At 39.0% G+C, this 22,945-nt stretch carries 31 protein-coding genes; 9 read left to right on the top strand and 22 right to left on the bottom strand.

The annotated features are described in order from the left end of the window. The first annotated feature begins 28 nt into the window (after nucleotides 1–28). From I3B46_RS14640 to I3B46_RS14615, 6 genes are all read left to right on the top strand, one after another. Nucleotides 29–352 (top strand): YnfA family protein, encoded by a 324-nt coding sequence (locus tag I3B46_RS14640; protein ID WP_014657996.1) that lies wholly within the window; start codon nucleotides 29–31, stop codon nucleotides 350–352. Between the two features lie 533 nt (nucleotides 353–885). Next, nucleotides 886–3,933 (top strand): formate dehydrogenase-N subunit alpha, encoded by a 3,048-nt coding sequence (fdnG, locus tag I3B46_RS14635; RefSeq protein ID WP_102780659.1) that lies wholly within the window; start codon nucleotides 886–888, stop codon nucleotides 3,931–3,933. Nucleotides 3,934–3,945: 12 nt separating this feature from the next. Continuing rightward, nucleotides 3,946–4,827, top strand: coding sequence for a formate dehydrogenase subunit beta (fdxH, locus tag I3B46_RS14630; RefSeq protein WP_004918334.1), 882 nt, complete (start codon nucleotides 3,946–3,948; stop codon nucleotides 4,825–4,827). Beyond that, nucleotides 4,820–5,473: a formate dehydrogenase-N subunit gamma gene (gene fdnI / locus I3B46_RS14625; RefSeq protein ID WP_004918336.1), complete on the top strand. Its 654-nt coding sequence runs from the start codon at nucleotides 4,820–4,822 to the stop codon at nucleotides 5,471–5,473. Before fdxH ends, fdnI begins: the two co-directional genes overlap by 8 nt. Before the next feature lie 104 nt (nucleotides 5,474–5,577). Next, nucleotides 5,578–6,258 (top strand): hypothetical protein, encoded by a 681-nt coding sequence (locus I3B46_RS14620; protein ID WP_036943684.1) that lies wholly within the window; start codon nucleotides 5,578–5,580, stop codon nucleotides 6,256–6,258. Nucleotides 6,259–6,385: 127 nt separating this feature from the next. Next, on the top strand, nucleotides 6,386–6,844 hold the full coding sequence (locus I3B46_RS14615; RefSeq protein WP_036943686.1) for a YbaK/EbsC family protein: 459 nt from the start codon (nucleotides 6,386–6,388) through the stop codon (nucleotides 6,842–6,844). A 10-nt stretch (nucleotides 6,845–6,854) separates the two neighbouring features. On the opposite strand, the gene I3B46_RS14610 is transcribed toward I3B46_RS14615, so the two are convergent. Together I3B46_RS14610 and I3B46_RS14605 are read right to left on the bottom strand one after the other, a co-directional pair. Further along, entirely contained in the window at nucleotides 6,855–7,403 is a 549-nt protein-coding gene (locus I3B46_RS14610) for a GNAT family N-acetyltransferase (RefSeq protein ID WP_080998005.1), read from the bottom strand. 13 nt (nucleotides 7,404–7,416) lie between these two features. Next, a complete protein-coding gene (locus tag I3B46_RS14605; RefSeq protein ID WP_014658002.1) occupies nucleotides 7,417–7,857 on the bottom strand; it encodes a GNAT family N-acetyltransferase in 441 nt (146 codons plus the stop codon). Nucleotides 7,858–8,146: 289 nt separating this feature from the next. Between I3B46_RS14605 and agp the strand changes: the two genes are divergently transcribed. Beyond that, the gene (gene agp, locus I3B46_RS14600) at nucleotides 8,147–9,406 is read left to right on the top strand and encodes a bifunctional glucose-1-phosphatase/inositol phosphatase (RefSeq protein ID WP_104873374.1); all 1,260 of its coding nucleotides are present in this window, start codon (nucleotides 8,147–8,149) and stop codon (nucleotides 9,404–9,406) included. Between the two features lie 153 nt (nucleotides 9,407–9,559). Next, nucleotides 9,560–10,051, top strand: coding sequence for a GNAT family N-acetyltransferase (locus I3B46_RS14595; protein ID WP_104873375.1), 492 nt, complete (start codon nucleotides 9,560–9,562; stop codon nucleotides 10,049–10,051). 183 nt (nucleotides 10,052–10,234) lie between these two features. On the opposite strand, the gene I3B46_RS14590 is transcribed toward I3B46_RS14595, so the two are convergent. The 6 genes from I3B46_RS14590 to I3B46_RS14565 all read right to left on the bottom strand — a co-directional run bounded on the left by I3B46_RS14590 (nucleotide 10,235) and on the right by I3B46_RS14565 (nucleotide 15,575). Next, nucleotides 10,235–10,672, bottom strand: a complete 438-nt coding sequence (locus tag I3B46_RS14590) for a universal stress protein (protein ID WP_004918350.1) — start codon at nucleotides 10,670–10,672, stop codon at nucleotides 10,235–10,237. 187 nt (nucleotides 10,673–10,859) lie between these two features. Continuing rightward, nucleotides 10,860–11,426: a tetratricopeptide repeat protein gene (locus I3B46_RS14585; protein ID WP_004918352.1), complete on the bottom strand. Its 567-nt coding sequence runs from the start codon at nucleotides 11,424–11,426 to the stop codon at nucleotides 10,860–10,862. A gap of 564 nt (nucleotides 11,427–11,990) precedes the next feature. Beyond that, entirely contained in the window at nucleotides 11,991–12,476 is a 486-nt protein-coding gene (locus I3B46_RS14580) for an AmiS/UreI family transporter (protein ID WP_053110773.1), read from the bottom strand. A 3-nt stretch (nucleotides 12,477–12,479) separates the two neighbouring features. Further along, entirely contained in the window at nucleotides 12,480–13,493 is a 1,014-nt protein-coding gene (locus I3B46_RS14575; protein ID WP_163762094.1) for an AAA family ATPase, read from the bottom strand. Between the two features lie 145 nt (nucleotides 13,494–13,638). Next, nucleotides 13,639–14,685 (bottom strand): aliphatic amidase, encoded by a 1,047-nt coding sequence (locus tag I3B46_RS14570; protein ID WP_004918358.1) that lies wholly within the window; start codon nucleotides 14,683–14,685, stop codon nucleotides 13,639–13,641. A gap of 434 nt (nucleotides 14,686–15,119) precedes the next feature. After that, the gene (locus I3B46_RS14565; RefSeq protein WP_014658006.1) at nucleotides 15,120–15,575 is read right to left on the bottom strand and encodes a DUF1097 domain-containing protein; all 456 of its coding nucleotides are present in this window, start codon (nucleotides 15,573–15,575) and stop codon (nucleotides 15,120–15,122) included. Between the two features lie 499 nt (nucleotides 15,576–16,074). Here I3B46_RS14565 and I3B46_RS14560 point away from each other — a divergent pair, with 499 nt between their 5' ends. Then, complete coding sequence (locus I3B46_RS14560; protein WP_196993059.1) at nucleotides 16,075–17,277, top strand: tyrosine-type recombinase/integrase; 1,203 nt, start codon at nucleotides 16,075–16,077, stop codon at nucleotides 17,275–17,277. An 11-nt stretch (nucleotides 17,278–17,288) separates the two neighbouring features. Here the strand turns inward: I3B46_RS14560 and xis are convergent, their stop codons facing one another. The 14 genes from xis to I3B46_RS14490 form a co-directional block, all read right to left on the bottom strand. Continuing rightward, nucleotides 17,289–17,480: an excisionase Xis gene (xis, locus tag I3B46_RS22730; RefSeq protein ID WP_223854887.1), complete on the bottom strand. Its 192-nt coding sequence runs from the start codon at nucleotides 17,478–17,480 to the stop codon at nucleotides 17,289–17,291. A 17-nt stretch (nucleotides 17,481–17,497) separates the two neighbouring features. Then, nucleotides 17,498–17,815 (bottom strand): hypothetical protein, encoded by a 318-nt coding sequence (locus tag I3B46_RS14550; RefSeq protein WP_196993058.1) that lies wholly within the window; start codon nucleotides 17,813–17,815, stop codon nucleotides 17,498–17,500. Then, entirely contained in the window at nucleotides 17,812–17,991 is a 180-nt protein-coding gene (locus I3B46_RS14545) for a hypothetical protein (protein ID WP_193450673.1), read from the bottom strand. Before I3B46_RS14545 ends, I3B46_RS14550 begins: the two co-directional genes overlap by 4 nt. Before the next feature lies 1 nt (nucleotide 17,992). Continuing rightward, on the bottom strand, nucleotides 17,993–18,145 hold the full coding sequence (locus I3B46_RS22485; RefSeq protein WP_158002586.1) for a hypothetical protein: 153 nt from the start codon (nucleotides 18,143–18,145) through the stop codon (nucleotides 17,993–17,995). Next, a complete protein-coding gene (locus tag I3B46_RS14535) occupies nucleotides 18,135–18,884 on the bottom strand; it encodes a hypothetical protein (protein WP_196993057.1) in 750 nt (249 codons plus the stop codon). Before I3B46_RS14535 ends, I3B46_RS22485 begins: the two co-directional genes overlap by 11 nt. Further along, nucleotides 18,874–19,119, bottom strand: coding sequence for a hypothetical protein (locus tag I3B46_RS14530; protein WP_196993056.1), 246 nt, complete (start codon nucleotides 19,117–19,119; stop codon nucleotides 18,874–18,876). Before I3B46_RS14530 ends, I3B46_RS14535 begins: the two co-directional genes overlap by 11 nt. Next, the gene (locus tag I3B46_RS22480; protein WP_014656522.1) at nucleotides 19,116–19,343 is read right to left on the bottom strand and encodes a hypothetical protein; all 228 of its coding nucleotides are present in this window, start codon (nucleotides 19,341–19,343) and stop codon (nucleotides 19,116–19,118) included. The genes I3B46_RS14530 and I3B46_RS22480 overlap by 4 nt, the downstream gene beginning before the upstream one ends. 8 nt (nucleotides 19,344–19,351) lie before the next feature. Then, complete coding sequence (locus I3B46_RS14520; RefSeq protein WP_196993055.1) at nucleotides 19,352–19,891, bottom strand: hypothetical protein; 540 nt, start codon at nucleotides 19,889–19,891, stop codon at nucleotides 19,352–19,354. A 12-nt stretch (nucleotides 19,892–19,903) separates the two neighbouring features. Next, a complete protein-coding gene (locus I3B46_RS14515; RefSeq protein ID WP_196993054.1) occupies nucleotides 19,904–20,476 on the bottom strand; it encodes a hypothetical protein in 573 nt (190 codons plus the stop codon). After that, nucleotides 20,476–21,228: an ORF6N domain-containing protein gene (locus I3B46_RS14510; protein WP_060560722.1), complete on the bottom strand. Its 753-nt coding sequence runs from the start codon at nucleotides 21,226–21,228 to the stop codon at nucleotides 20,476–20,478. The genes I3B46_RS14515 and I3B46_RS14510 overlap by 1 nt, the downstream gene beginning before the upstream one ends. A 9-nt stretch (nucleotides 21,229–21,237) precedes the next feature. Further along, nucleotides 21,238–21,723: a hypothetical protein gene (locus I3B46_RS14505; protein ID WP_105874174.1), complete on the bottom strand. Its 486-nt coding sequence runs from the start codon at nucleotides 21,721–21,723 to the stop codon at nucleotides 21,238–21,240. Further along, nucleotides 21,720–21,929, bottom strand: coding sequence for a hypothetical protein (locus tag I3B46_RS14500; RefSeq protein ID WP_060560736.1), 210 nt, complete (start codon nucleotides 21,927–21,929; stop codon nucleotides 21,720–21,722). Before I3B46_RS14500 ends, I3B46_RS14505 begins: the two co-directional genes overlap by 4 nt. Then, the gene (locus I3B46_RS22475; RefSeq protein ID WP_196993053.1) at nucleotides 21,916–22,266 is read right to left on the bottom strand and encodes a hypothetical protein; all 351 of its coding nucleotides are present in this window, start codon (nucleotides 22,264–22,266) and stop codon (nucleotides 21,916–21,918) included. The genes I3B46_RS14500 and I3B46_RS22475 overlap by 14 nt, the downstream gene beginning before the upstream one ends. Before the next feature lie 74 nt (nucleotides 22,267–22,340). Further along, complete coding sequence (locus I3B46_RS14490; RefSeq protein WP_014656515.1) at nucleotides 22,341–22,751, bottom strand: hypothetical protein; 411 nt, start codon at nucleotides 22,749–22,751, stop codon at nucleotides 22,341–22,343. Between the last annotated feature and the right edge of the window lie 194 nt (nucleotides 22,752–22,945).

The raw sequence follows: 22,945 nt of genomic DNA, 5'->3' as shown, positions 1-22,945 counted from the left end.
AAACGGTTCTAATGTAGAGAATACTTTTATGTCACTAAACATTATTGGTTTATTCTTTTTAACGGCGTTAGCTGAGATTGCAGGTTGCTATTTCCCGTATTTATGGATGAAAAAGCAAGGTGGTGCATGGTTACTTTTGCCTGCTGCACTATGTTTAATGTTGTTTGTTTGGTTGCTGACACTCCATCCTGAAGCAAGTGGGCGAATTTATGCAACATATGGGGGGATCTATATTGCAACTGCATTGATATGGTTGCGTATAGTCGATGGTGTATCATTAAACACAACGGACTGGGTGGGGGCTGTAGTAGTATTTATTGGTGCTGGTATTATTATTAGTGGTTGGAAATAGCGTTTAATTTTAAATTAATATAATTAGTTAACGCTTATTAATGAAAAGGGATTTTTGTTTTTAGTTGGATGATTATTTGAATTAAAGTAAAATTACGTATTCCTAAAGTTAAATTTAATAATAATGATAAATAGCGCGTTATTTGGTTTAAGTTTTATTTTTGTTTGGTCTTGTGGTTTTTATATTTTGATCTGAATTGTATTTTTGCAATTTATAAATTTATCGTTAATTGATCTGTATCAATATTTAAAATAGCTACTCTATTGGTAGTATATTTAATTGGAGATTAACTACTCAGTTAATATTAATTTACCTTTTATTTTCACATTCATTGATTTTAGGCAATATATAATTATCATACGCTGATATTCTGCGACCGACTTATACCCATTTTGTTTCAAGTTGCTTAGTGTTGGACTGCACCGATTAATTCGAGTTATAGAATTTATCTTTGTCTCGAAATAGCGTTGTTAGCCACCTATCGCATGCTTGGATTATTTAGGGTAATGACAATAAATATAAAGAGGGAAGCAATGAACGTCAGTCGCAGAAAGTTTTTTAAAATCTGTGCCGGCGGGATGGCAGGTACTACTGTAGCAGCGTTAGGTTTTATGCCAGCAACGGCAATGGCCAATGTACGTGAATATAAATTACTACGGTCTAAAGAGACTCGTAATACTTGTACTTACTGTTCTGTAGGGTGTGGATTATTAATCTATAGCATGGGCGATGGTGCCATGAATGCTAAATCCGCTATTTTCCATGTTGAAGGAGATCCGGATCATCCTGTTAACCGTGGAGCTTTATGTCCTAAAGGGGCGGGCCTACTTGATTACATCCATAGTGAAAATCGACTACGTTATCCTGAATATCGCGCACCAGGCTCTGATAAATGGCAGCGTATAAGTTGGGATGAAGCTTTCACCCGTATTGCTCGGTTAATGAAAGATGACCGAGACGCAAATTTCATCGAAAAAAATGAACAAGGAACAACGGTAAATCGTTGGTTATCGACAGGGATGCTTTGTGCATCCGCGGCGAGCAACGAAACCGGTATGTTAACTCAGAAATTTGCACGCTCCCTCGGGATGTTAGCGGTTGATAACCAAGCGCGTGTCTGACACGGACCAACGGTAGCAAGTCTTGCTCCAACATTTGGTCGCGGTGCGATGACCAACCACTGGGTTGATATCAAAAATGCTAATGTCGTCGTTGTGATGGGCGGAAATGCTGCGGAAGCACATCCTGTTGGATTCCGCTGGGCAATTGAAGCGAAAAATAACAACGATGCCACACTGATTGTCATTGATCCACGTTTTACGCGTACGGCATCAGTGGCTGATCACTATGTGCCTATTCGCTCAGGTACTGACATTACCTTCTTGTCTGGGGTACTACTGTATCTGATAGAAAATAACAAAATTAATAAAGAGTACGTACAACACTATACCAATGCGGCACTCTTGGTAAGGGATGATTTCAGCTTTGAAGATGGTCTATTTAGTGGTTATAACGCGGAAAAACGCGCTTATGATAAGACCACGTGGAACTATCAATTTGATGAAAATGGTCATGCGTTGCGTGATGACTCTTTACAACATCCTCGTTGTGTATGGAATTTGCTCAAACAGCACGTTTCTCGTTATACACCCGAAATCGTCGAACAAATTTGTGGTACACCAAAAGATGACTTTTTAAAAGTCTGCGAAATTTTGGCTTCAACCAGCGCTGCCGATAGAACAACAACGTTCTTATATGCGTTAGGTTGGACTCAACATACTGTTGGTGCACAAAATATTCGTACTATGGCGATGATCCAATTGCTGCTCGGCAATATGGGTATGGCTGGTGGTGGGGTGAATGCGCTGCGTGGTCACTCAAATATTCAAGGGCTGACGGATCTCGGTTTGTTATCAACAAGTCTACCGGGATATCTCACTTTGCCTTCTGAAAAAATGGTGACAGTAGACAGCTATTTAGCTGCTAATACACCAAAAGCAACGTTGCCAAATCAGGTTAACTATTGGAGTAACTATCCAAAATTCTTTGTCAGTTTGATGAAGTCTTTCTATGGTGATGCTGCGCAAAAAGATAATCAATGGGGCTATGATTGGTTGCCAAAATGGGATCAGGCTTATGATGTCATGAAGTATTTTGACATGATGAGTAAAGATCAAGTTAATGGCTATATTTGCCAAGGTTTTAACCCTGTTGCATCGTTCCCGGACAAGAACAAAGTAGTTAGCTGCTTAAGTAAATTGAAGTACTTAGTTATTGTTGACCCTTTGGTGACGGAAACGGCTAATTTCTGGCAAAACCATGGTGAGATGAATGACGTTGATACGGCATCTATCCAAACTGAAGTGTTCCGTTTGCCATCAACCTGTTTCGCCGAAGAAGATGGTTCGATTGCTAACTCAGGCCGTTGGTTGCAATGGCACTGGAAGGCAGCAGACGCACCGGGTGAAGCACGTAATGACGGCCAGATCTTAACCGGTATTTTATATAAAATCCGCGAGCTTTATGAGCAAGAAGGCGGGAAAGGTCGTGATCAATTAATGCAGATGCGTTGGGATTACAAACGCCAATTCCATCCTGAATCAGAAGAAGTTGCGAAAGAGAACAATGGCGTTGCATTGGTCGATTTGTATGACGCTGACGGTAATTTGCAAGCCAAAAAAGGTGAACTGCTTAGCTCGTTCGCGCTGTTACGCGATGACGGCTCTACGGCCTCGTCTTGCTGGATTTATACTGGTTGCTGGACCGAAAAAGGGAACCAGATGGCAAACCGTGATAACAGTGACCCATCAGGACTCGGAAATACATTAGGTTGGGCGTGGGCATGGCCACTGAATCGCCGCGTGATTTATAACCGTGCATCTTGTGATACACAAGGTAAGCCATGGGATAAAAAACGGATGTTGATCGAGTGGAATGGGAAAAAATGGGTCGGTAATGATATTCCTGACTTTAATGCTTCGGCACCTGAAGTCGGTACTGGGCCATTTATCATGCAACCTGAAGGTTTAGGCCGTCTATTTGCAATTGATAAAATGGCGGAAGGGCCATTCCCTGAACATTATGAGCCGTTTGAAACCCCATTAGGTACGAACCCGCTACATCCAAATGTCGTTTCTAACCCAGCGGCACGTATTTTTGAGGACGATAAAAAGCGCCTTGGAAACCATGAGCAGTTCCCTTATGTCGGAACGACTTACCGCTTAACGGAGCATTTCCATACGTGGACGAAGCATGCGCGTTTAAATGCGATTGTGCAGCCTGAACAATTCGTTGAGATCAGTGAAACCTTGGCGAAGGCAAAAGGTATCGCAAATGGCGATAGAGTCAAAGTGAGCAGTCAACGTGGCTTCATTAAAGCAGTAGCCGTTGTGACACAGCGCTTACAAACGTTGATGGTCGATGGTAAACCGATAGAAACGGTTGGGGTACCGATCCACTGGGGCTTTGAAGGTGCAACGCAAAAAGGCTTCATTACGAATACGTTAACACCATCCGTTGGTGACGCAAACTCTCAGACACCTGAGTATAAAGCGTTTTTGGTTAATATAGAGAAGGCGTAAGGGAGGGAACGAATGCAATCTCAAGACATTATTAAACGTTCCGCGACCAACAGTATTACGCCTCCACCACAAGCGCGTGATGACAAGTTTGAAGTTGCGAAACTCATTGATGTAACGTCCTGTATTGGTTGTAAAGCCTGTCAGGTGGCGTGTTCGGAATGGAACGACATTCGTGATGAGGTCGGCCATTGTGTGGGGGTTTATGACAACCCTCTGGATTTGAGCGCTAAGTCATGGACAGTGATGCGTTTTAGCGAAACGACTGAAAATGGCAAGTTAGAATGGCTTATCCGTAAAGATGGCTGTATGCACTGTACGGATCCTGGTTGTTTAAAATCTTGCCCTTCAGCAGGCGCTATTATCCAATATGCAAATGGTATTGTGGATTTCCAATCTGAGCACTGTATCGGTTGTGGTTATTGTATTGCGGGATGCCCATTTAATATTCCTCGTTTAAACCCGAAAGATAATCGAGTTTATAAATGTACTTTGTGTGTGGATAGAGTCGCGGTAGGCCAAGAGCCAGCCTGTGTGAAAACCTGCCCAACAGGGGCTATTCATTTCGGTACTAAAAAAGAGATGTTGGAATATGCCTCTGAGCGTGTCGATAAACTACAAAAACGTGGTTTTAAAAACGCAGGGATCTACGACCCTAAAGGCGTGGGCGGTACACATGTGATGTATGTACTCCAACATGCGGATAATCCAGAGTTATATCATGGGTTACCAAAGGATCCACAAATTGATACACCGATTAACTTGTGGAAGGCAGTCTTGAAACCACTTTCAGTAGTCGGCTTTATTGCCACTTTTGCAGGGTTGATTTTCCACTATGTTGGAGTTGGCCCTAATAAAGAAGTGGATGATGAAGAGGAGGAAGATGGTCATGAGTAAAAAGAGCAAAATGATTGTTCGGACAAAGTTTATTGACCGAGCATGCCACTGGACCGTGGTTATCTGCTTCTTTTTAGTTGCTTTGTCTGGGATAGCGCTCTTTTTCCCAACATTGCAATGGTTGACTGAAACCTTTGGTACACCACAAATGGGGCGGATCCTACATCCATTCTTTGGCGTATTAATCTTTGTGGTGTTGATGTTTATGTTTTTCCGTTTTGTAAAACATAACATTCCAGATAAACAAGATTTACCTTGGATCAAGAACATTGTGGAGGTTCTTAAAGGTAACGAACACCATGTTGCAGATGTAGGCAAATATAACGCAGGACAAAAAATGATGTTCTGGAGCATCATGAGTATGATTTTTGTACTCTTAGCAACAGGGATCATTATCTGGCGTCCATATTTTGCGCATTTATTCCCAATGTGGTTAGTACGCTGGAGTTTATTTATCCATGCGGCGGCGGCAATCATCTTAATTCACGCTATTCTGATCCATATGTATATGGCATTTTGGGTTAAAGGCTCGATTAAGGGGATGATTGAAGGGAAAGTCAGTCGTCGTTGGGCGAAAAAACATCACCCTCGTTGGTATCGAGAAATTGAAGCAAAAGAGGCGGAAACGGAAAAAAACAAATCGTAACGCTTTCCATTTTTAATTCAAAGCCACTGCAATAATGCGGTGGCTTTTTTTTGGCGATTTTTTTGTTAGTGTTAATGGTTCGTGCATATGCAGAGGAAAAAAACATGCGGGCTGACCAATATATTGCTTACTGTTCCGTTCGAGCATTAAAACGAGAAAAAGACCGTTCATTATTACGTAAAATGTCTTATGTGAAATATTGGGTTTTATGTAACCAACAAGGCGCAGAAGTTATCCGAGAAATTCAGGTGGATGATTTTATCGAACAGTTACGCCGTTATTTAAATATAACAAGAAACAGCCAATACTATTTTAATCAACAGCAACAAATCGTCATCACTTGCGATAAGCCTACTTCAATAGTTTTAACTTTAGAATGGGCAGATGAAAGTGCCATATTTGTTGAATCAGTATCAGAGCAATCTCTGTCATCATTGCAAAATGAAGGGAATAACTTGCAGGCATTTTTGCTGACGCTGCAAAAAATTGAACAATTAGCTGAACAAATCGGTGAAACAGGATTTGCTGCTATTTTTAAATCGCAAGCAGAAAAACTCCAAAAGCCAGTTGAAGATAATGAGATGCTTTGTGAACGATTATTTGATGTGGCATGTGGCGCTTGGGTATTCGGTGGTATGGGGTCATGGAATGATTCATCCCCATTTTTAGCTTATGAAAAAGGGTTAGAAGCAGAATATGATAGGTTAACCAATGAACTGTATCACCATATAAACCTTGCGCTTCGTTATTCAGCAAATCAATGTGCGTGTGACCCATTGAACTGAAACAGCACTTTTTCTGAAAAACAAACATAAAAAGCAGCATAGCTTAGAACAGCGACTTCAATTATCGGAGCGAAGTCAGCGACATACATTAACAATCACTTGCAAACAACAATAAAAGAGTACGACTATGAGTATTGAATCTGTTAGACGCTTTATGGCTCAACATGCGCCGGATATCGACATTATTGAAACCGATGGCGTGACGGCTACCGTTGAGCAAGCTGCCATCGTTCATAATGTTGAGCCTAACCAAATAGCGAAAACCTTATCATTGAAAGTGAAAAATGAGGTTGTGCTTGTGGTTTGTGCTGGAGAAGCTCGATTAGATAACCAAAAGGTTAAACAGGCTTTAGGCTCGAAAGCGAGAATGCTCAGAGCCGATGAGGTGGTAGAGCTAACCAGTCACCCTGTTGGGGGTGTTTGTCCATTTGGTTTGCCTTCCGAACTCCCTGTATATTGCGATATTTCATTGCAACAATACAGTGAGGTACTGCCTGCTGCTGGCTCTGTAAACAGTGCGCTGAGAATATCGCCTCAACGGATGCTCGAGCTGACCAAAGGTGCTTGGATAGATATTTGCCAATAGTTGTATCGATTTACAAATAAGGGTTTTGTAGGCGATATAACACATGTTCTTGTAGCCAATGGCCTTCAGGGAGTGCTGGATGAGCGAAGTTTTCAGCCTCCTTGGTCATCCCTAATTTTTTCATCACGCCTTCAGAAGGGGTATTGGCGACCGCAGTGAATGCGACAATTTCTTTTAGTTTAAGTTGATTAAAAGCGAATTGGATAACAGTCTTGGCCGCCTCTGTTGTATAGCCTTGCCGCCAATATTGCGGAAGTAATCGCCATGCGATTTCTGTGCAAGGGGAGCAAGGAAGCGGATATTCTGGAATATTTAATCCAACAAACCCAATCAGTGAATGGTTCGATTTTAATTCAACGGCCCATATGCCCCATCCTCCTTGGGTGGCAAATCGTTCCATAATCGTGTCCATCATTTGATCACTTTGTGATTTATTTAATACCGAAGGGAAGTAGCGCATTACCTCCGGTGAACTATTCATATCAAAAAAACGCTCTTTATCTTGTTCGGCCCAGCGTCTTAAACGTAAGCGAGGCGTTTCAAGTTCTATGATTGACATGTGAAACCTTGTATTATTTTGTGGTTAATTGCATGTGGAGAATGGGGAAGGGGTTGCCTTCACTATCCGTTTCAGAACGAGCAAATTGTGTAAACCCCATATGTTGGTAGAAACCAACAGCCTGTGGATTCTGCTCATTGACATCAACTTCATTAATGCCCAACTCTTTTATGGCAAAATTGAGGAGTTGTTTACCTATTCCTTTACCCCGATGAGCCGCTGAAATAAATAACATTTCAAGTTTATGTTGATCAACGCCAATAAACCCACTTATTTGGTTATTTTCATCTATTGAGACATAAGTTGCCAATTGGGGAAGATATTGTTCACGGATTGCCACTTTTAACGTCTGTAATATATTTTCAGGTAAAAAATCGTGCGTTGCTCTGACGGATGACTCCCAAACAGCCATAATTTGCTGGTATTGTGCAGGAGTAGCAGGTTGAATACCCATGAATGATGCCTTTAGCCCAATGTCGTTTCTTTGAGTGTATTGATTAATATGCCGTAGCGCAATTTTAAAATAGCTTTCATAGAAATAGCGTATTTATCCTTAATTGAGGGAAAAACAGCAGGCCAAGTCTATTTTTGAGATATTAATCGCAGAAAAAAAAGTCAGTTACTTCATTATAACGGAATGTTAATTTTATAGAAAAATAATCATAATGGGATTGTTTTTATAGAATATTAACGGCAGGAATCATAACGATAATATACAACAACAAAATGGTAGGGAGCTTTCGATGAAATATAAAGTTTTAACAGTTTGTTTATCAGCCGCATTGCTTACCCCAATGACTCCAGTACTTGCAAATACCGATAATGTCGAAAATATGCAACTTGACCAAGTTTTATTATTAAGTCGTCATAATTTGCGCACACCGATTGTGAATACGGGGATCTTAACCGAAGTTACCGATAAAAAATGGCCAGCTTGGGATGCGCAAAGTGGCTATTTAACAACAAAAGGTGGTGCACTAGAAGTGTATATGGGGCACTACTTTAGAGAATGGATTGAGCAAAATAAATTAGTTCCCGATGAATTATGCCCAACGGGTAATGAAGATCTTTTCGTTTACACGAATAGCTTACAAAGAACCATTGCAACGGCTCAATTTTTCACTGCGGGCGCATTTCCTGGGTGCACAGTGAAGATCCACCACCAACCTGAAATAGGTAAGATGGATCCTGTTTTTAATCCAATCATTACTAACGATAGCCCTGAGTTTAAACAAAAAGCATTATTAGCCATGGAGGAGCATTTAAAGGGCCTCAACCTTAAACCTGGTTATGATGAATTGGATACCGTGCTCGACATTAAAAATTCGGAGAAATGTAAGACCGATAAACTCTGCGAGCTTTCATCGCAAACAAACAGTTTTATTATTGAAGCGAATAAAGAACCGGGGGTTGTTGGCTCACTTAAAATAGCGAACTCGGCAGTAGATGCTATCTATTTGCAATACTATGAGGGTTTTCCTGAATCACAAGTGGCTTGGGGTATGGTCAACACGGATGATAAATGGACTAAATTAAATACCCTTAAAAATGGTTATCAGGAAACGCTATTTTCCCCCAAATTGATTGCGAAGAATGTGGCTCACCCATTATTAAATTATATCAATAAGGGCTTTGTTTCCGCTGATAAAGGTGAGACTGCTAAATTTATTATGTTGGTTGGGCATGACTCAAATATTGCTTCCTTAATGTCAGCAATGGATTTCAAACCTTATAAACTACCTGATCAATATGAATATACGCCTATTGGTGGAAAATTGGTCTTCCAACGTTGGCATGATAAGAGCGATAAGAAAGACTATGTTAAAGTGGAGTATGTATATCAAACAGCAGAGCAACTTAGAAATAATAGTTACCTGTCTTTAGATACGCCACCAAAACATGTCACGCTAGAAATGAAAAATTGCCCAATAGATAAAAATGGATACTGCTCTTGGGAAGATTTCCAAAAAGTGATGAAATCAGCATTAGATCAATCAAACTAAAATAGCCTCTATTTATTGCCCGTGGCCTTGCGGGCAATAAATATCATCTGTATATATACTTTATATTTCGCATGTTAAAACTCACGGAATGGACCCCAGTGTGTGTGTTAGCATTTGTTTTTTACACAAGATAAATCGATAAAACTGGACAAAATGAATATCCAATTACAACGTTTAAGTCAAATTAACTGTCATGACATCATCGCATTAAATACTCACCCGCTTGTATTAGCGCATATGCCGCTAGGTGATAATCAATTTGATGAGACTTTTTGCAAGGAATGGGTCAAACAGAAAGAGCAACACTGGCAAACACATGGCTTTGGTGTGTGGGCATTAATTTTTGATGGCGTATTTGGCGGCTGGGGTGGTTTTCAAGATGAAAATGGAGACGCAGATTTAGCGTTAGTGCTTCATCCAGATTACTGGGGATACGGTAAAAATATTGCTAAAAAAATAGTTGAGCAAGCGGCGGCTCAACTGTCATTAACGTCGATAACTATCCACCTCCCATTAAGTCGAAAAAAACTGGGCGCAATTAGGCGCTATGGTTTTATCGAAGAGGGAGAGGTGGATTTTGATGGGGTGGCTTTTAAGCGTTTTCGATTGAAACTATCATCGTTAATGAAGAAAAAACCCTGCTAAAAAGCAGGGCGTGAAAGCCACGAAAATGTTTATGAGCCTTCAATTTAACTGATAATCTTGTGTAATAGTCTTATAAATTGTGTGTATTTATTATCTCTTGATATCATCGTAAAAAGATGATCTTGATGAGTTTAAAGGCTGAATATTTTATTAAAAAATCTATTTTTTGCTATCGCATTTTTATTATCGAACGACTAAAACTGAAGTTTTTGCATAGCGTACGACAGATGCTGCATTAGACCCTAACAGGTATGTTGACATACTTGGATGGCGAGAGCCGATTAAAATGAGATCTGCATTGATTTCCTCAGCGATAGCCAAGATTTCATCTTTCACGGAGCCGACAGAAGAGGTGACGTGGATCTTATTTTCTGGGATAGAGAAGCGTTTAACTTTCTCTTTTAATTCATCGAGAATCACTTCGGCTTGCTTTTCTTCGTCAGGGAAATCACTAGGAAGAATGGTTCCACCATAGCGCAAATAGTTAGAAATAGGTGCTGTGACAGCAAGGAAATGAACTTCAGCGTCATTTAATTTCTGAATTGCATTAACATGGGGTATGACGAGATCAGTCAGTGCATCTTCGCTAACGTCGATCGGAACTAAAATAGTTTTGTACATAAATCCTCCTTTTTATCTTTTATTTTATAAGTTTAGAACATTTCAAAGCATATTGAAATTAATCATTAATATTTTAAATGTAATTAGCTATTTTGGTTAAAAATGAAAGGGGATAACTGTTCTGTGTTGAAAGTAGGGGAGGAAAGTATCACTGCTACGGCTTGTAGCAGTGAATCAAACGAATAGATTACTTTTTACAAGCTTCTTTTAAACCACCTTTACAGGCTTTATTTAAATATTCGCTCGCTGCTTTATCATCCATTTCTGTACCCTCACCATTTTCATACATTTTACCGACTTGGTATTGTGCTGGTGGGAACTTTTTATCGGCTGATTTTTTAAACCAATCAAAAGCAATAATGTAGTTTTGTTTCACTCCAACGCCTTGATAGTATATCTGCCCAAGGTAATTCTGGGCTTCTGCATTGCCTTGATTGGCGGATTTTTCAAGCCAGTTGATTGCAGTTTCAATGTTAGGTTCAACGCCATTACCATTTAAGTACATATCGGCTAAAAAAAGCTGTGCATCTGCGTTACCCTTATTGGACGCCATAGTTAACCATTTTTTAGCTTTAGGATAATCTTGTTTTATCTCTTTGCCTAGGTAATAGCCAATACCTAGCATAACTTGCGCTTTGATATCACCTTTTTTGGCTTCATTCTCCACAATTCTTAACGTCTCTTTTGGAACTTCCGCGAAACTTGAGTGAATAGAAAGAATGAAAAGTAACAGTAATGAGTAGATTTTATACATAGTGCTATTAATATCTTATTGTGTCAGTGAGCAAGATAAAGATAGTGATTCGTTTTTATATGAAGACATAGATCAAGCGAATAATAACATTATCAACAATCGTTGTTAGGGTTAACCAATAAATTTTACGTTAAATACTCTACGTCGCCAAACATAGAATATCAATGTGTTTTAACGTTTTTTATATGATGGAAGATATTTCAATGTGATGAATCGATATCACGCAGATTATGTGTATTTTTAATATAAAACAAGGCATGGGGTGAGTTAAATTCAGATGGTGACGGAGTGGGAGTATTTTATAAGTTTATTATATTGTAATTAGCATATTATATAGTATTTTTCGATATGCTGGTTTTTTTTGCTAATGCTGGATTGGGATAGTTTTTTTGAAATATCAAGCATGGTAAAGGATAAATAAAAATCAATTAACAACCCCTTAAAAACGGCATTTAAAGCCGGTTATTTTTAGGCATTTTCTTAAACGTATAATTATTTAAATATAAGTTAAAAATCGTTAACACCCCCTAGCAATTTAGGGGATGTTGTTATTTAGACGTTATTTTACCAGGCGTTAGTTACCATCATTAGCCCAGGTAAGGTGCAAGTCACAATACCGATTACCAAAGTTAACTCACCGAGATATTTAATGGTTTTATTAAGTGAAAATACGCAGAAAAATAGAAACCATAGAATAGCCCAAAGCAACCATAGTGCAATCATTCGAGCATCAGCACTTGTGTAGTAGGCGTAGAATAAAGCATTAAAAAAGACAAAAAGGCAGTACCAACCAAATAGTTTCCCTGTTAGTGAATATATCTTTATAAAACTGAGAAAAATATAAGTGAATGTAAATAACATTGATTGGGCAATGGCAAGGTATGCAGTATTTTCTTTAGCATTTACCATTAAAACAATATTGCCAATTAAGCAGAAAAAACCAATAATGCCATTGAATATTCCTGTTTCTTTATTGTCATATCCTTTAATGATAGAAATACCGTTAATGATTAAAACGCTACCAATAAAAATGAGTAATAGGCCATTCATTTATCACCTCTTGAGGGAGAATTGATTTTTTTCGACAGTAAATTCTATGTGCTCTCTGCTTTTTTCATGTAATATTACATCGGCAACTAATGATTCAATATGAATTTTAAATATTCGCTTGATATCTCTTACCCCGTAGCGACGATCGCACATTGAATTTATTTTCATTTTTGTTGCAGTATCCAGTACTACTGTGACGGCGTTTTTAGCGATTCTTTTATTGAGTTTTGAAAGTTCAATATCAATAATTTTACTCGCTTGTTCTGAATCTATTTTATTAAAGCTAATCTTTCTATCGATACGGTTAATAAATTCAGGTTCAAATTTATTTTCTAACAATTTTAGTATTTTTTGCTGATAATATTTTTTAGTGAATAAATGTACTAACCCCTGTTTTTCATTTAAAATATCTCTAGAGCCTAAATTGGAAGTCATAATAATAATGGCATTTTTGAAGTTAATAACTTTCTGACCATTTGCAAGGCTCAATTCACCAGTATCAAGAATATTGAGCAGTGTTCTAATCACTTCTTTGCTTGCTTTTTCTATTTCATCAAATAAGACAATACCTGGTGTACTATAGCTTCCTTCGATTTTATCTATATCAAACAAGGAATATGATTCTTTACTCCCGGCGTAACCGGGAGGTGCACCAGATAAAGATGCGGCATAATGATCTTGAGACAACGTATTCATATTTATGCGACAATAATGCGCTTTACCATTATTAAGCGCTTTTGCTAAAGCGATCACTGTTTCTGTTTTACCAACACCAGTTGGCCCAAGAAATAGCATGGTACTTAGTGGCCTTTCGGGATCAAAAATATTGGTTTTAATACAATAAAGAATATCCTTTAACTGTTTTAAAGCCTCCTCTTGGCCAATAATAGTATTTTCAATATATTGAATGACTTTATCAGGATCAAAAATAAACCGGAAATGGCCCATCTTTTTTTGGGGCTCTGAAATGTGTTTTTCTTTATGACTTTCAGCTAGCATATCATTAATAAAGGGCATGGATTATTCCTAAATAGTGATAATTTATTAAGTAGTAAATCAAGAAAAACTATTTATATAAAATACGATAATATTCCCCGTTGTTGACGCATACGACAACGTTTAAAAATAACAATTTATATTTAGTAAATTTATAGTTTATTCATTAGCCTACAATTTTTATTTTATTGCCATCGGTTGGTAAATTGTAAACTTGGCACTCTGAAACACCAATAGTCTCTCTGGTTATGCTTTCAACTTGCTGTTGAGTTTTTTCTGCATCTAGAACCCAACTACGATAAAACTCAAACGGGCACTCTGCGAGACCTTTATCACCATCACCTGATTGATAAATACCGGTGTAACCACGATGTAATATTTTAAAGAGATGGTTTTGTGATTGATCATATCGACGCGCATCGCGAATTTCCGTGACGGAAAGTTGCGCGTATTGGACGCCCATCTCTTCTTCACCACATTCGCCCAATGTGTGACCATCAAAACCAATAATAGCGGAATGACCAAAGTAGGTATAAACACCGTCAAAACCTGTTCCATTCGCCACGGCGACATAACAGTTATTTGCCCACGCCATGGTTTTTGCCATCATAATTTGCTGCTCTTTGGCAGGATACATATAGCCTTGGCAGCGAATAATTAACTCAGCGCCTTTCATTGCACAATCACGCCATATTTCAGGGTAATTACCATCATCACAGATGATCAGACTTATTTTTAACCCTTTAGGTCCTTCTGAAACATAAGTTTTATCGCCGGGATACCAACCTTCGACAGGGCACCACGGGATAATTTTGCGGTATTTTTGTACAATATTCCCTTTGTCATCAATTAAGATAAGTGTGTTATAAGGGGCTTTTAAGGGATGTTCTTCGTGCTGTTCACCTGTGATTGAAAATACGCCCCACACACCATTTGCTTTACATGCAGCTGAAAAAATTTGTGTTTCATCACCCGGTACAGTTGCTGCCGTTTCCATCATCTCTTCATGATCATACATAATGCCTTGAGTGCTGTACTCAGGAAAAATAATCAGATCAAGTCCTGGAAAACCGGTTTTCATTCCTGCAATAACATCTGAGATTTTATTTGCATTTTCAATAACTTCTTTTCGATTATGCAAACGAGGTATTTTATAGTTCACAACCGCAACACCCACTGATGTTGGACTACTTGAAATATCACCATGTCTCATAAGTTTCCCCTTTGTGTCATTTTGATGTTCGTTTTACGACTAAGTAAATATAGTTATTAAGTTACAAGTGGGGGGAGTAAATGGCGCCGAAATGTGATTTACGTCGCATTTTTATAATGAATTTTGTGGAGTTATTTAATTGTTTGATTTTATTAGCTAATTTTTTCTTAGAGAGTGTGTTTTATCGTTTATATGGGGTTTTACTTGGTCAATCACAGAAGAGGTAATGGGGGATAATAACGAAAATTTGTGTAATAAATTTATTTTTATATTGTGATTTTGATTTAAATTAATGATAAATGTTGGTGATGGGCGCGCTTAGCTGTTTTTCAAAGTTTAATCTTTAGTAGAGGGTTGTCGTTCTTATTTGTAAAAAATCAGCACAACTAACTGATCAATGTCATGATAAACGGCAACCCCGTAAAATTGAAATGTCACTTTAATTTTTCAGATAACCATAAGCCACTTTTTTTCATTAAATAACCGAATAAGACCCCCACCAATAATGAAGGAAGGGCGGCTGTCCATTCGCCTTGAGAGGCAAAAAGAGCACATGCGCCAATAAATGTGCCGGGAATATATGATAGCCATTGCTGCCTTGCTTGAATGCACATCATAAAAGCCACAATACCCGTGATCAAATATTCCAATAAATTAGGAATACCATTAAACAAGGTATCGCTGTGGAGCATAATGAGACCCCATGCGACTCCGCTGGCGGTAGTGAAGAAGGTAATGAACAACCCTTTAATGCCTTCTTTTGGATAAGCAAAATAAGCGGTACAGCCTAAAAAACCAGCCCACCCAATCAACCCTAACGAATTCGCTAACCACGCCCAAACGGCTGACAAAATCGCGGTTGTTAAAGAAATAGAAAAAAGTATTTTCACAGTGATTCTTAAATAATGATTAAAGTTAAACCAGAATAGAAAATGAACCCGTCATTCTCTTGACATGTTTATCGAGCCATCTATCGGGAGAGGTTATCGAAGGGAGGGGATTCTATCATTAGCTAATCAGGTAAAAAAAAGCATTTGATCAAGATATACGCGGAAATTTTCCTATCTAGATTGAACGTGTTGTTTTTAGACGGCTAGGTAGCAGGTGAGTGCTTGTTGAACGGGTTCGATTGACAGCTTGCTACCTAGATATACACTATTCCATATCAAATAACGGTGTTGGTTTTCCGTTATCATCAACGGCAACATTTACACCCATGACAACAAAAGACAACCCCAGTCAAACTATTTATATAATCAATTGTTATTTAATGATTTAATAAAATCCCCATTGACAAGCTAAGACAGGTTAAGCCACCATAAGACATACTTAGTGTGTCCACCAGTGTGTCCATCAAAACTTGGTGACAATTGTAAAAATGGGGCAACAATGGCAATAACAGATACATTTTTGCGAACAAACCATGGCAAAAAACAATCATCGGTTATCGAAAAGTCAGACCGTGACGGTTTATGGGTGCGCATTTCTAAAAATGGCGTGGTGTCTTTTTTCTATCGATACCGATTCTTAGGTAAGCAGGATAAGATGACTATTGGGAGATACCCTGTAATGTCACTCAAAGAAGCCAGATCTAAAGTTTTGTACTGGTCAAAAGTTCTAAGCGAGGGGCAAAACCCAAAACTGGTTCAGTCCTTGGAAATTGAAACTATCAATCAGAATAGCTCATTTGAAGACTTATATCGACAGTGGCATGAGATGCATTTTAAAGGGAAGGTAAGTTCAGTGAACGTATTGAGAACTTTTGAAATACACGTATTCCCTAAGTTAGGTAAGTATTCACCAGAACAGTTAACTACAAAAATATGGGTTTCTTATTTAGATGGGATGTCTAAAAAGTACTCAGAAATCACAAAGCGCATTTTAAATTACTCCGCTGAATGTTATGAGTGGGCTAGAAAGCGGAACATGATAGCTCTAAACCCGCTATTAAATCTTAGCCCTAAAGATTTCGGTGTTAAAAAGGGGCAAGGTTCACGCACGTTAGACGACTCAGAGATTTACTACATTTTAAAAGCTAGCAAAGAATCAAGAATGGAAGAGAAAAACGCTTTGTTTGTGTTTTTATGCCTTTACTATGGTTGTCGTGTTGGTGAGCTTCGATTAGCCAAAAAAAGCGATTTTGACTTCAATAAAATGATATGGGTAGTTCCAGCAGAGAACCATAAGACAGGAGGCTCAACAGGAATGCCATTAATAAGACCAATAATAGAAGACTCCGTTCCTACTATACAAAGGCTTATCGAGTTAGCTGATAGTGAAGTAATTTTTAACTCAGGAACGGGTGTTATATCTTTTAACTTCCACCTATCATTTCCTAAAAATCTTATTCGATACTGCAAAAGAAGTTATGATGTAATAATCCCTCATTTTTCTATGCATGACCTAAGACGTACCGCTAGAACGAATTTCTCAGAATTAACCGCGCCCCATGTCGCAGAAACAATGCTAGGTCATAAATTACCCGGGGTATGGGGTGTTTATGATAAATACAGCTATATGAATGAAATGAGAGAGGCTTATAAAAAGTGGTGGGATAAATTGGAGTTAATAACGAAATTCGCCCCAAGGTAGGGGCGTTATTTTCATTTTCGACTCGCTTTACTTAGTTCCGAATCTTTCGTTTGCCATTCCAATACTTTATACTTGAACCATCGGTTTTTTGAGCCCTTGGAGCTACAGTCAGGGGCTGGGAATGGTAGTGCAGCTCTATTTCTTAGGCGGTTTAACGTTCTAGATGAAATACGAAGATGATTGCATACATCTTTTGTTGTCATATAGGCATTATCACAAATCACTCCGCACCTCCTTTTCTATACCCGTTCATTAATATTTCTGCAGCAACTTCTTCTGGAGTTCCTTCCCACATTGCATCATCGATAATGGCGTTTAAATTTCCCTTACTGAGACTTTCAACTGTTTTTGGCCATACATTTTGCGGGACGTCATAATAAAGGCATTCAGCTATCTGGCTGGTGGTCATTTGAATGATTTCCTCTGTAGTAAAATCCATTTTCTGATAGCCAGCATTCCAAACAGCCTCAGTTACATCACTCGGATCCCCACCTGCATTTTTAATGATACTGACGAGGTTAAAATCAAGCGTTGTCATAGCATCACCTTCTTACCTTGAATTTTTCCGCAATGAACACATTGAAGGTGATAGAGCGTTCCTTCACTGAAGTCACCACCACCATAGTTTTCCTTAAAAGGATTTTTGCTAATAGCTACCCACTGATGCATACCAAAGAAACACTTCCAGTTTCGGGTATCTTTAATTTCACTCATATCAGGCCTCTTCAATTAGAAGGCTTGCTATGAAGCCAGTCCAAAGACCCAGCGCATAAACCGCTGGCTTAGGCATACCAGTTTCCATGCCGATGACGACAGTGCATACAAAAGCGATTAAGTAGATGAAGAAAAGCCTAAATTTACCCATCATTACCCACCTCCATTAACCCCTCAAGCCTCACGACTAACTCATACATTTCACTTTTGTATTGACGCACTTTTGTTAATTCGCTCATGCGGCTGTTTATCTGAATCAGCTCATCATCAATTTTCACCAGTTCGGCACGTAATTGCTTGCTGTTTGGTACGTTCAGGGTTCCGTTTGAAACGGAGGCGTGCTGCTCTGGTGTAAGGTGATTTTTCTCACCTTTAGGCTCGGGCGCCAAAGGGCAGATTTCTGCCACTTTATTTTCAGTGTTAATTTCAGCAGTAGTATTTGATAAAAGAGGCGATTTCTCCTCTTTGGCTTCAACCCACTGGTAAACTCTTGAGCCGTTTTTTACCTGACTAACCACATTTCCATTTTTGATATCAGTTTTTAAACGCCCACCAATGTTATTTGCCGAATCTCCAGTTGCTTTGGCTAATTCAGCAGCCGTCATAGCGCGGGTACTTTGCTGCAAAACTTCTCTTAAAATTTCAATCTTAGGACGCTCATCGCTAGCCTGACATGAAAATTTTGAAGCAATAGGGCTCTTAATTGTTTTTGGTTCTGGCTGATTAGTAAGCTGATACAATCCATTGACCAGTTTTACCGTACCTTTTCGCATTTGATTGGTAATCATTGCATTAACAACTTGGGCGCTTTGATCCATATGCAAAGCAAGCGTATCGATATCACATGGGCCCACTTCTTCAAGAGCATCGATAATTAAAGGGTTATTGCTCATCTTTCACCTTCCTTGCGCGTTTTTTCTTTTTGGTGATCGGGATTAATTTAGGTGCAACGATTTGTGGTGCTGGTGGTAGAGGAGGGCATACACCCATCCTGATATAACAGCGTTGTCTGAACCAGTGAATAATTCGAGCTGTGTGATCCCTACCATCATCCACATAGTGAGTAACCCGAACTATCACATCGTCGTAATCAACCATTTCATAGTCATTGTTATCTTGTTCAATCACTTGCTTTCCTCCGAACAAATGATTTTGTATGCCCTTAAAACGTGGCTTGCTTTGCCGTAAATCGTCGTCACTCGAAAAAAGAAGCCTGTTGATGATTCTTGAACTGGCGTCCATAGTTTTACTGTGTCGACAATGCGATTCAGTTTTCGGCGCTCGGTAATGAAAGACAGAATTACTACTTTGGCTGTGTTGCCTGTTTTGCTGGTGACATATTCAATTTTCATAACTCACCTCATTCCCGACACGGCATAACAACGAACTGTGGTTTGCCATACTTTTCGTCAACCCAGTCACTAAACCTAATCAAGCACCCTCCAGTCATACTTGAAGGATGAAATGACAACGTATTAAGCCAGTGCCGCCCACCTGTACCAAACATCTTTTCTGGGTAAGCCAAGTAAGCAGCCTGAAAATAAGGCGTGCACATTTCAAATTTAGTGGGAATCACTCTATTTAAATCTGGAAATCTTGCATCGCTGTGCGAAACAATTGCTGTAAATCCGACTCGTACTCCTTTGGAGTCACGATGTACAGCGTAAGGCTCTTTTGCAAAAACAATTTCAGTTGTTTCCGCTTTGGCGGGGATCTTCCCTCTAAACTCAAGGATTACATTTTTGCGAGTTTTAATTCCATGCTCCATACGCAAGGCAACATGGCCGTTAGTAGCCTCAATGTGCTTACTGTTAATGTGAACACCTTGCAAGTAATAACGAGGGTCATTTTTAGCAACACAAACCAAAGCTGCTCGTAATAAATGTGTTTGGATAATCATTGTTCACCACCCTTAGTGCATCGTTGGCATTGCAGGGAAAATCCCCTCTGATTGCAGTGCACGGATATAATCATCGTGAAGAATGCAAAGACCTTCACGTCCTTTGGCTGATAGGCGAGGTCCGTGCTCTAGTGAGATATCAAGAAAATCGATATACACTCTGACAGTAAAGTCAGCCCATAATGCTTTCCCGACTGTTTCAACCATGATCCGTTCTAAGTTTTCACTTAGTGCAAGGCGCAAAGGAGCAGGGTAAATACTCAGTGACGATTTGCCATTGCTATAGATGGTTGCCAAATCAAAGCCACCGTTACCATTTGGCACCTTAATAGTGCCGTTTTTTTCCTGTTGTTCTCGGATAAAGCAAGCCACGACTACCCAACGCCAAACTGAAACTCTTTGTTCTGGTGTCAGTGTGTCGGGTTCATCGGCTAATTTGCCCATCACGGCAGCCGCCAAATGCAAGCCTTTCAGGAGTTCTTCGTCGTAGTGGCCACACTCAAGCGCATTAACTGCATCAGAATAGGTAATCAAAGTGCCATCGTCGGCAATAACGCCATTACCTGTGTCAGTAAAATAAGCCATTATTTTTCCTCCCAACCAATTACCTGAAACAATCCCATTTTCGGGTGATACCAACGGGTACCTCGCTTCTCTGCCTCACACATCATCGAATGAAATACAACCATAAAGTCATCTTCTAGAACGACCTTCATCTTGAAAGGAACGCCATCAGGCGAGAGGGCGCTGATAATCTTTTCTGGTACATCAAACTGGTTAACAAGAGTTCGACACTTACCTTTTGTTATTCCTGCTTTGTTTGATATAACAGGGTAGGAGACATAGCCTATAGGGATGAAACCTTGCTTAATTTGCTCGACAGTCTCATGCATCTGTTCAACTTTCTCATCAATGCGATTAATTTGACGTTGTTGCTGGGCATTATGACTGGCGATTCGGGCGATCATTTCTAATTCACTAATAGCGGTTTGTTGTGGGCGAAAGTAACTACCGACCAACTCACGCTGTACTTGCCATGCAATAGGATCATTGAATGGCTTGGTTAACATTAAATAACCCGTTTCAGTCAATACGAGCCCTTTTGGTGTGCGAGGGGCGAAAACCGATGAAAGTGACTCCGTACGTATTACGTCCGCAGTCAGTTCATGAAAATCCACGCCTTCAATAAAGTGTTCACGGTTACGATTAAAAGCGGCACGAGCTGTTCCCTCTGGTCGGGCATGTACCAAATCAATCATTGAAAAAGTAACAACACGCTGACCTTGATACTCAACTACGGGCATTTGAGTTTTATTAATAGTAATTAAGTTGTTCATATATTTTCCCTAGTGAACTGAGCTATTTGATAAAGGTGAATTCAAAAGCTGAAAGCCCTTAATAAAAACGTCATCTATGAAATCAAACAGCCATGTAATACCTGTTTCAGTTTCTTTAGTTTCGTTATTTATATAAAAACGCCACAAGGCAATATATTTTTCCTCTGGATTTTCAGCTAATAGTGGTTGCTCAATTTGATGGATCAATAAGGTTTCAATCACTTCAATATCTAGGTAGACGTCAAAGTTTTTATAAGAAAACTGATAGTCTCCATTGGCGCTGAGTCCAAATCGCTCCTTGCAGTAAATAAGGTACTTTGCGGCCTGAATGTAGCGTTTGCGCTTAACTGCGCATTCAGCGAACTCTGTTAGCTCCTGGTGCGTTAGTGCTTGATCATGTGCACGAGACTCATCGAGCATCCAAGCAGGGCAGTCTGGTACTTTTTCTTTTAAAATTTCTATTAGTTGAGTTACGGCCATATTTTCACTTTTCATAAATAACTCTCCGTCACTTTAATTCTTGCTTTAGATAAACAACGGTCAGCTGCTGCCTTGCTTTCCTTTTCCTGATAACTCAAACCATCAGAACTGCCGGGGATTGAAATAGAAAAGGCTTGGTTGTATTTATCTGCAGCACGGCGATATAATTTCTTTGCTTCTAGCTCTTTCCCTTCATTCATTAATTGGTCAAATCTCGTCATATACATACGGCTCCCCATTTAAATAAGCAGGCATATATTTTGTAATTACATCGATTAATAATTTTCCCAGTTCGGTTATGTTTCCGTATTTCGTATAAAGTAATGCGTAAGTATCGTATATATCCTTGTCTGAATACTTACAGCGCTGCTTGCAATCCAACTCCTCATATACATCACGAAAGAAATTATTAAGGTTTTCGTTAGTTAATGTGATTATGACTTCTTCATTGTTAACGACTGCTTTAAATTGGGGCTTTTTACCTTCATGTTTAAAGTAATCTAATAGACAGTTGATGTAAGTCATTCTCCTTTTGCCTATTAATAGTTTATATTCCATTTAATTATTCCTGAATTTAGATAAGGGGATTCCCTCAGCATTGGCGCTGATTTAAATTTAATTTGGTTATTTAATTATAAGTTTTGAGCAGCCATTAATTTTTTATATACTTCATTAGCTACGATATCTGCATCTTTGCATTTATCTTTTGCTTTTTTGTATTCCATTTCAAGGCGTTTAATTTCGCGTTCTTTTTTCAGCTTTTCGCTTAGCTCAGCATATTTAGCTTCTTTACGCTCCATGAAATGCTCAGTTGGCTCACCTCGTTTGTGAGCGATAGTACCGTTTTCAAGGGTAATATGTTCATCTTCATAGTTTGTTTCAATACCTTTTTCACGGAACTCACGTTCTGTTAGGATGCTAGATAATTTATTGAGAGCTGCACGCTCACTGAGATATGCACGTTTGGCGCCATTAATAATATACACGGGGCGCTCAACGACCTGAATTTCAAATCCTGTTGCTAATTCAATTGCTTTAACCATGACTTTATTTCCTTAAGTTTAAAAATGCGATAATTCGCTCTTTCATTTTTGGTAATTGATTCATTATTTCTTTAGCTTCACTTGATGCGTTTTCATATTCGAAAAATGAATTTACTAATTGATAATCACCATCTACCAGTTTATATATCTTGCACTCCCATTCACCGTGATGTTGCCAAAATTCATCAATGTAT

The sequence above is a fragment of the Providencia sp. 2.29 genome, assembly GCF_015832305.1.
In the GTDB taxonomy this organism is placed as follows: Bacteria; Pseudomonadota; Gammaproteobacteria; order Enterobacterales; family Enterobacteriaceae; genus Providencia; species Providencia stuartii.
This window is presented reverse-complemented; position numbering and strand designations above follow the sequence as displayed.

Excerpts from the sequence above, each read along its gene's own strand:
- I3B46_RS14620 (WP_036943684.1), top strand. The coding sequence starts at position 5,578 with ATGCGGGCTGACCAATATATTGCTTACTGTTCCGTTCGAGCATTAAAA.
- I3B46_RS14595 (WP_104873375.1), top strand. The coding sequence starts at position 9,560 with ATGAATATCCAATTACAACGTTTAAGTCAAATTAACTGTCATGACATC.
- I3B46_RS14490 (WP_014656515.1), bottom strand. The coding sequence starts at position 22,751 with ATGGTTAAAGCAATTGAATTAGCAACAGGATTTGAAATTCAGGTCGTT.
- I3B46_RS14575 (WP_163762094.1), bottom strand. The coding sequence starts at position 13,493 with ATGCCCTTTATTAATGATATGCTAGCTGAAAGTCATAAAGAAAAACAC.
- I3B46_RS14585 (WP_004918352.1), bottom strand. The coding sequence starts at position 11,426 with ATGTATAAAATCTACTCATTACTGTTACTTTTCATTCTTTCTATTCAC.
- I3B46_RS14560 (WP_196993059.1), top strand. The coding sequence starts at position 16,075 with ATGGCAATAACAGATACATTTTTGCGAACAAACCATGGCAAAAAACAA.
- I3B46_RS14545 (WP_193450673.1), bottom strand. The coding sequence starts at position 17,991 with ATGAGTGAAATTAAAGATACCCGAAACTGGAAGTGTTTCTTTGGTATG.
- I3B46_RS14640 (WP_014657996.1), top strand. The coding sequence starts at position 29 with ATGTCACTAAACATTATTGGTTTATTCTTTTTAACGGCGTTAGCTGAG.
- I3B46_RS14605 (WP_014658002.1), bottom strand. The coding sequence starts at position 7,857 with ATGGGTATTCAACCTGCTACTCCTGCACAATACCAGCAAATTATGGCT.
- I3B46_RS14505 (WP_105874174.1), bottom strand. The coding sequence starts at position 21,723 with ATGAAAAGTGAAAATATGGCCGTAACTCAACTAATAGAAATTTTAAAA.
- xis (WP_223854887.1), bottom strand. The coding sequence starts at position 17,480 with ATGACAACAAAAGATGTATGCAATCATCTTCGTATTTCATCTAGAACG.
- agp (WP_104873374.1), top strand. The coding sequence starts at position 8,147 with ATGAAATATAAAGTTTTAACAGTTTGTTTATCAGCCGCATTGCTTACC.
- fdnI (WP_004918336.1), top strand. The coding sequence starts at position 4,820 with ATGAGTAAAAAGAGCAAAATGATTGTTCGGACAAAGTTTATTGACCGA.
- I3B46_RS14535 (WP_196993057.1), bottom strand. The coding sequence starts at position 18,884 with ATGAGCAATAACCCTTTAATTATCGATGCTCTTGAAGAAGTGGGCCCA.
- I3B46_RS14615 (WP_036943686.1), top strand. The coding sequence starts at position 6,386 with ATGAGTATTGAATCTGTTAGACGCTTTATGGCTCAACATGCGCCGGAT.
- I3B46_RS14580 (WP_053110773.1), bottom strand. The coding sequence starts at position 12,476 with ATGAATGGCCTATTACTCATTTTTATTGGTAGCGTTTTAATCATTAAC.
- I3B46_RS22480 (WP_014656522.1), bottom strand. The coding sequence starts at position 19,343 with ATGAAAATTGAATATGTCACCAGCAAAACAGGCAACACAGCCAAAGTA.
- I3B46_RS22475 (WP_196993053.1), bottom strand. The coding sequence starts at position 22,266 with ATGGAATATAAACTATTAATAGGCAAAAGGAGAATGACTTACATCAAC.
- I3B46_RS14500 (WP_060560736.1), bottom strand. The coding sequence starts at position 21,929 with ATGACGAGATTTGACCAATTAATGAATGAAGGGAAAGAGCTAGAAGCA.
- I3B46_RS14570 (WP_004918358.1), bottom strand. The coding sequence starts at position 14,685 with ATGAGACATGGTGATATTTCAAGTAGTCCAACATCAGTGGGTGTTGCG.
- I3B46_RS14610 (WP_080998005.1), bottom strand. The coding sequence starts at position 7,403 with ATGTCAATCATAGAACTTGAAACGCCTCGCTTACGTTTAAGACGCTGG.
- I3B46_RS14550 (WP_196993058.1), bottom strand. The coding sequence starts at position 17,815 with ATGACAACGCTTGATTTTAACCTCGTCAGTATCATTAAAAATGCAGGT.
- I3B46_RS22485 (WP_158002586.1), bottom strand. The coding sequence starts at position 18,145 with ATGATGGGTAAATTTAGGCTTTTCTTCATCTACTTAATCGCTTTTGTA.
- fdxH (WP_004918334.1), top strand. The coding sequence starts at position 3,946 with ATGCAATCTCAAGACATTATTAAACGTTCCGCGACCAACAGTATTACG.
- I3B46_RS14520 (WP_196993055.1), bottom strand. The coding sequence starts at position 19,891 with ATGATTATCCAAACACATTTATTACGAGCAGCTTTGGTTTGTGTTGCT.
- I3B46_RS14590 (WP_004918350.1), bottom strand. The coding sequence starts at position 10,672 with ATGTACAAAACTATTTTAGTTCCGATCGACGTTAGCGAAGATGCACTG.
- I3B46_RS14515 (WP_196993054.1), bottom strand. The coding sequence starts at position 20,476 with ATGGCTTATTTTACTGACACAGGTAATGGCGTTATTGCCGACGATGGC.
- I3B46_RS14510 (WP_060560722.1), bottom strand. The coding sequence starts at position 21,228 with ATGAACAACTTAATTACTATTAATAAAACTCAAATGCCCGTAGTTGAG.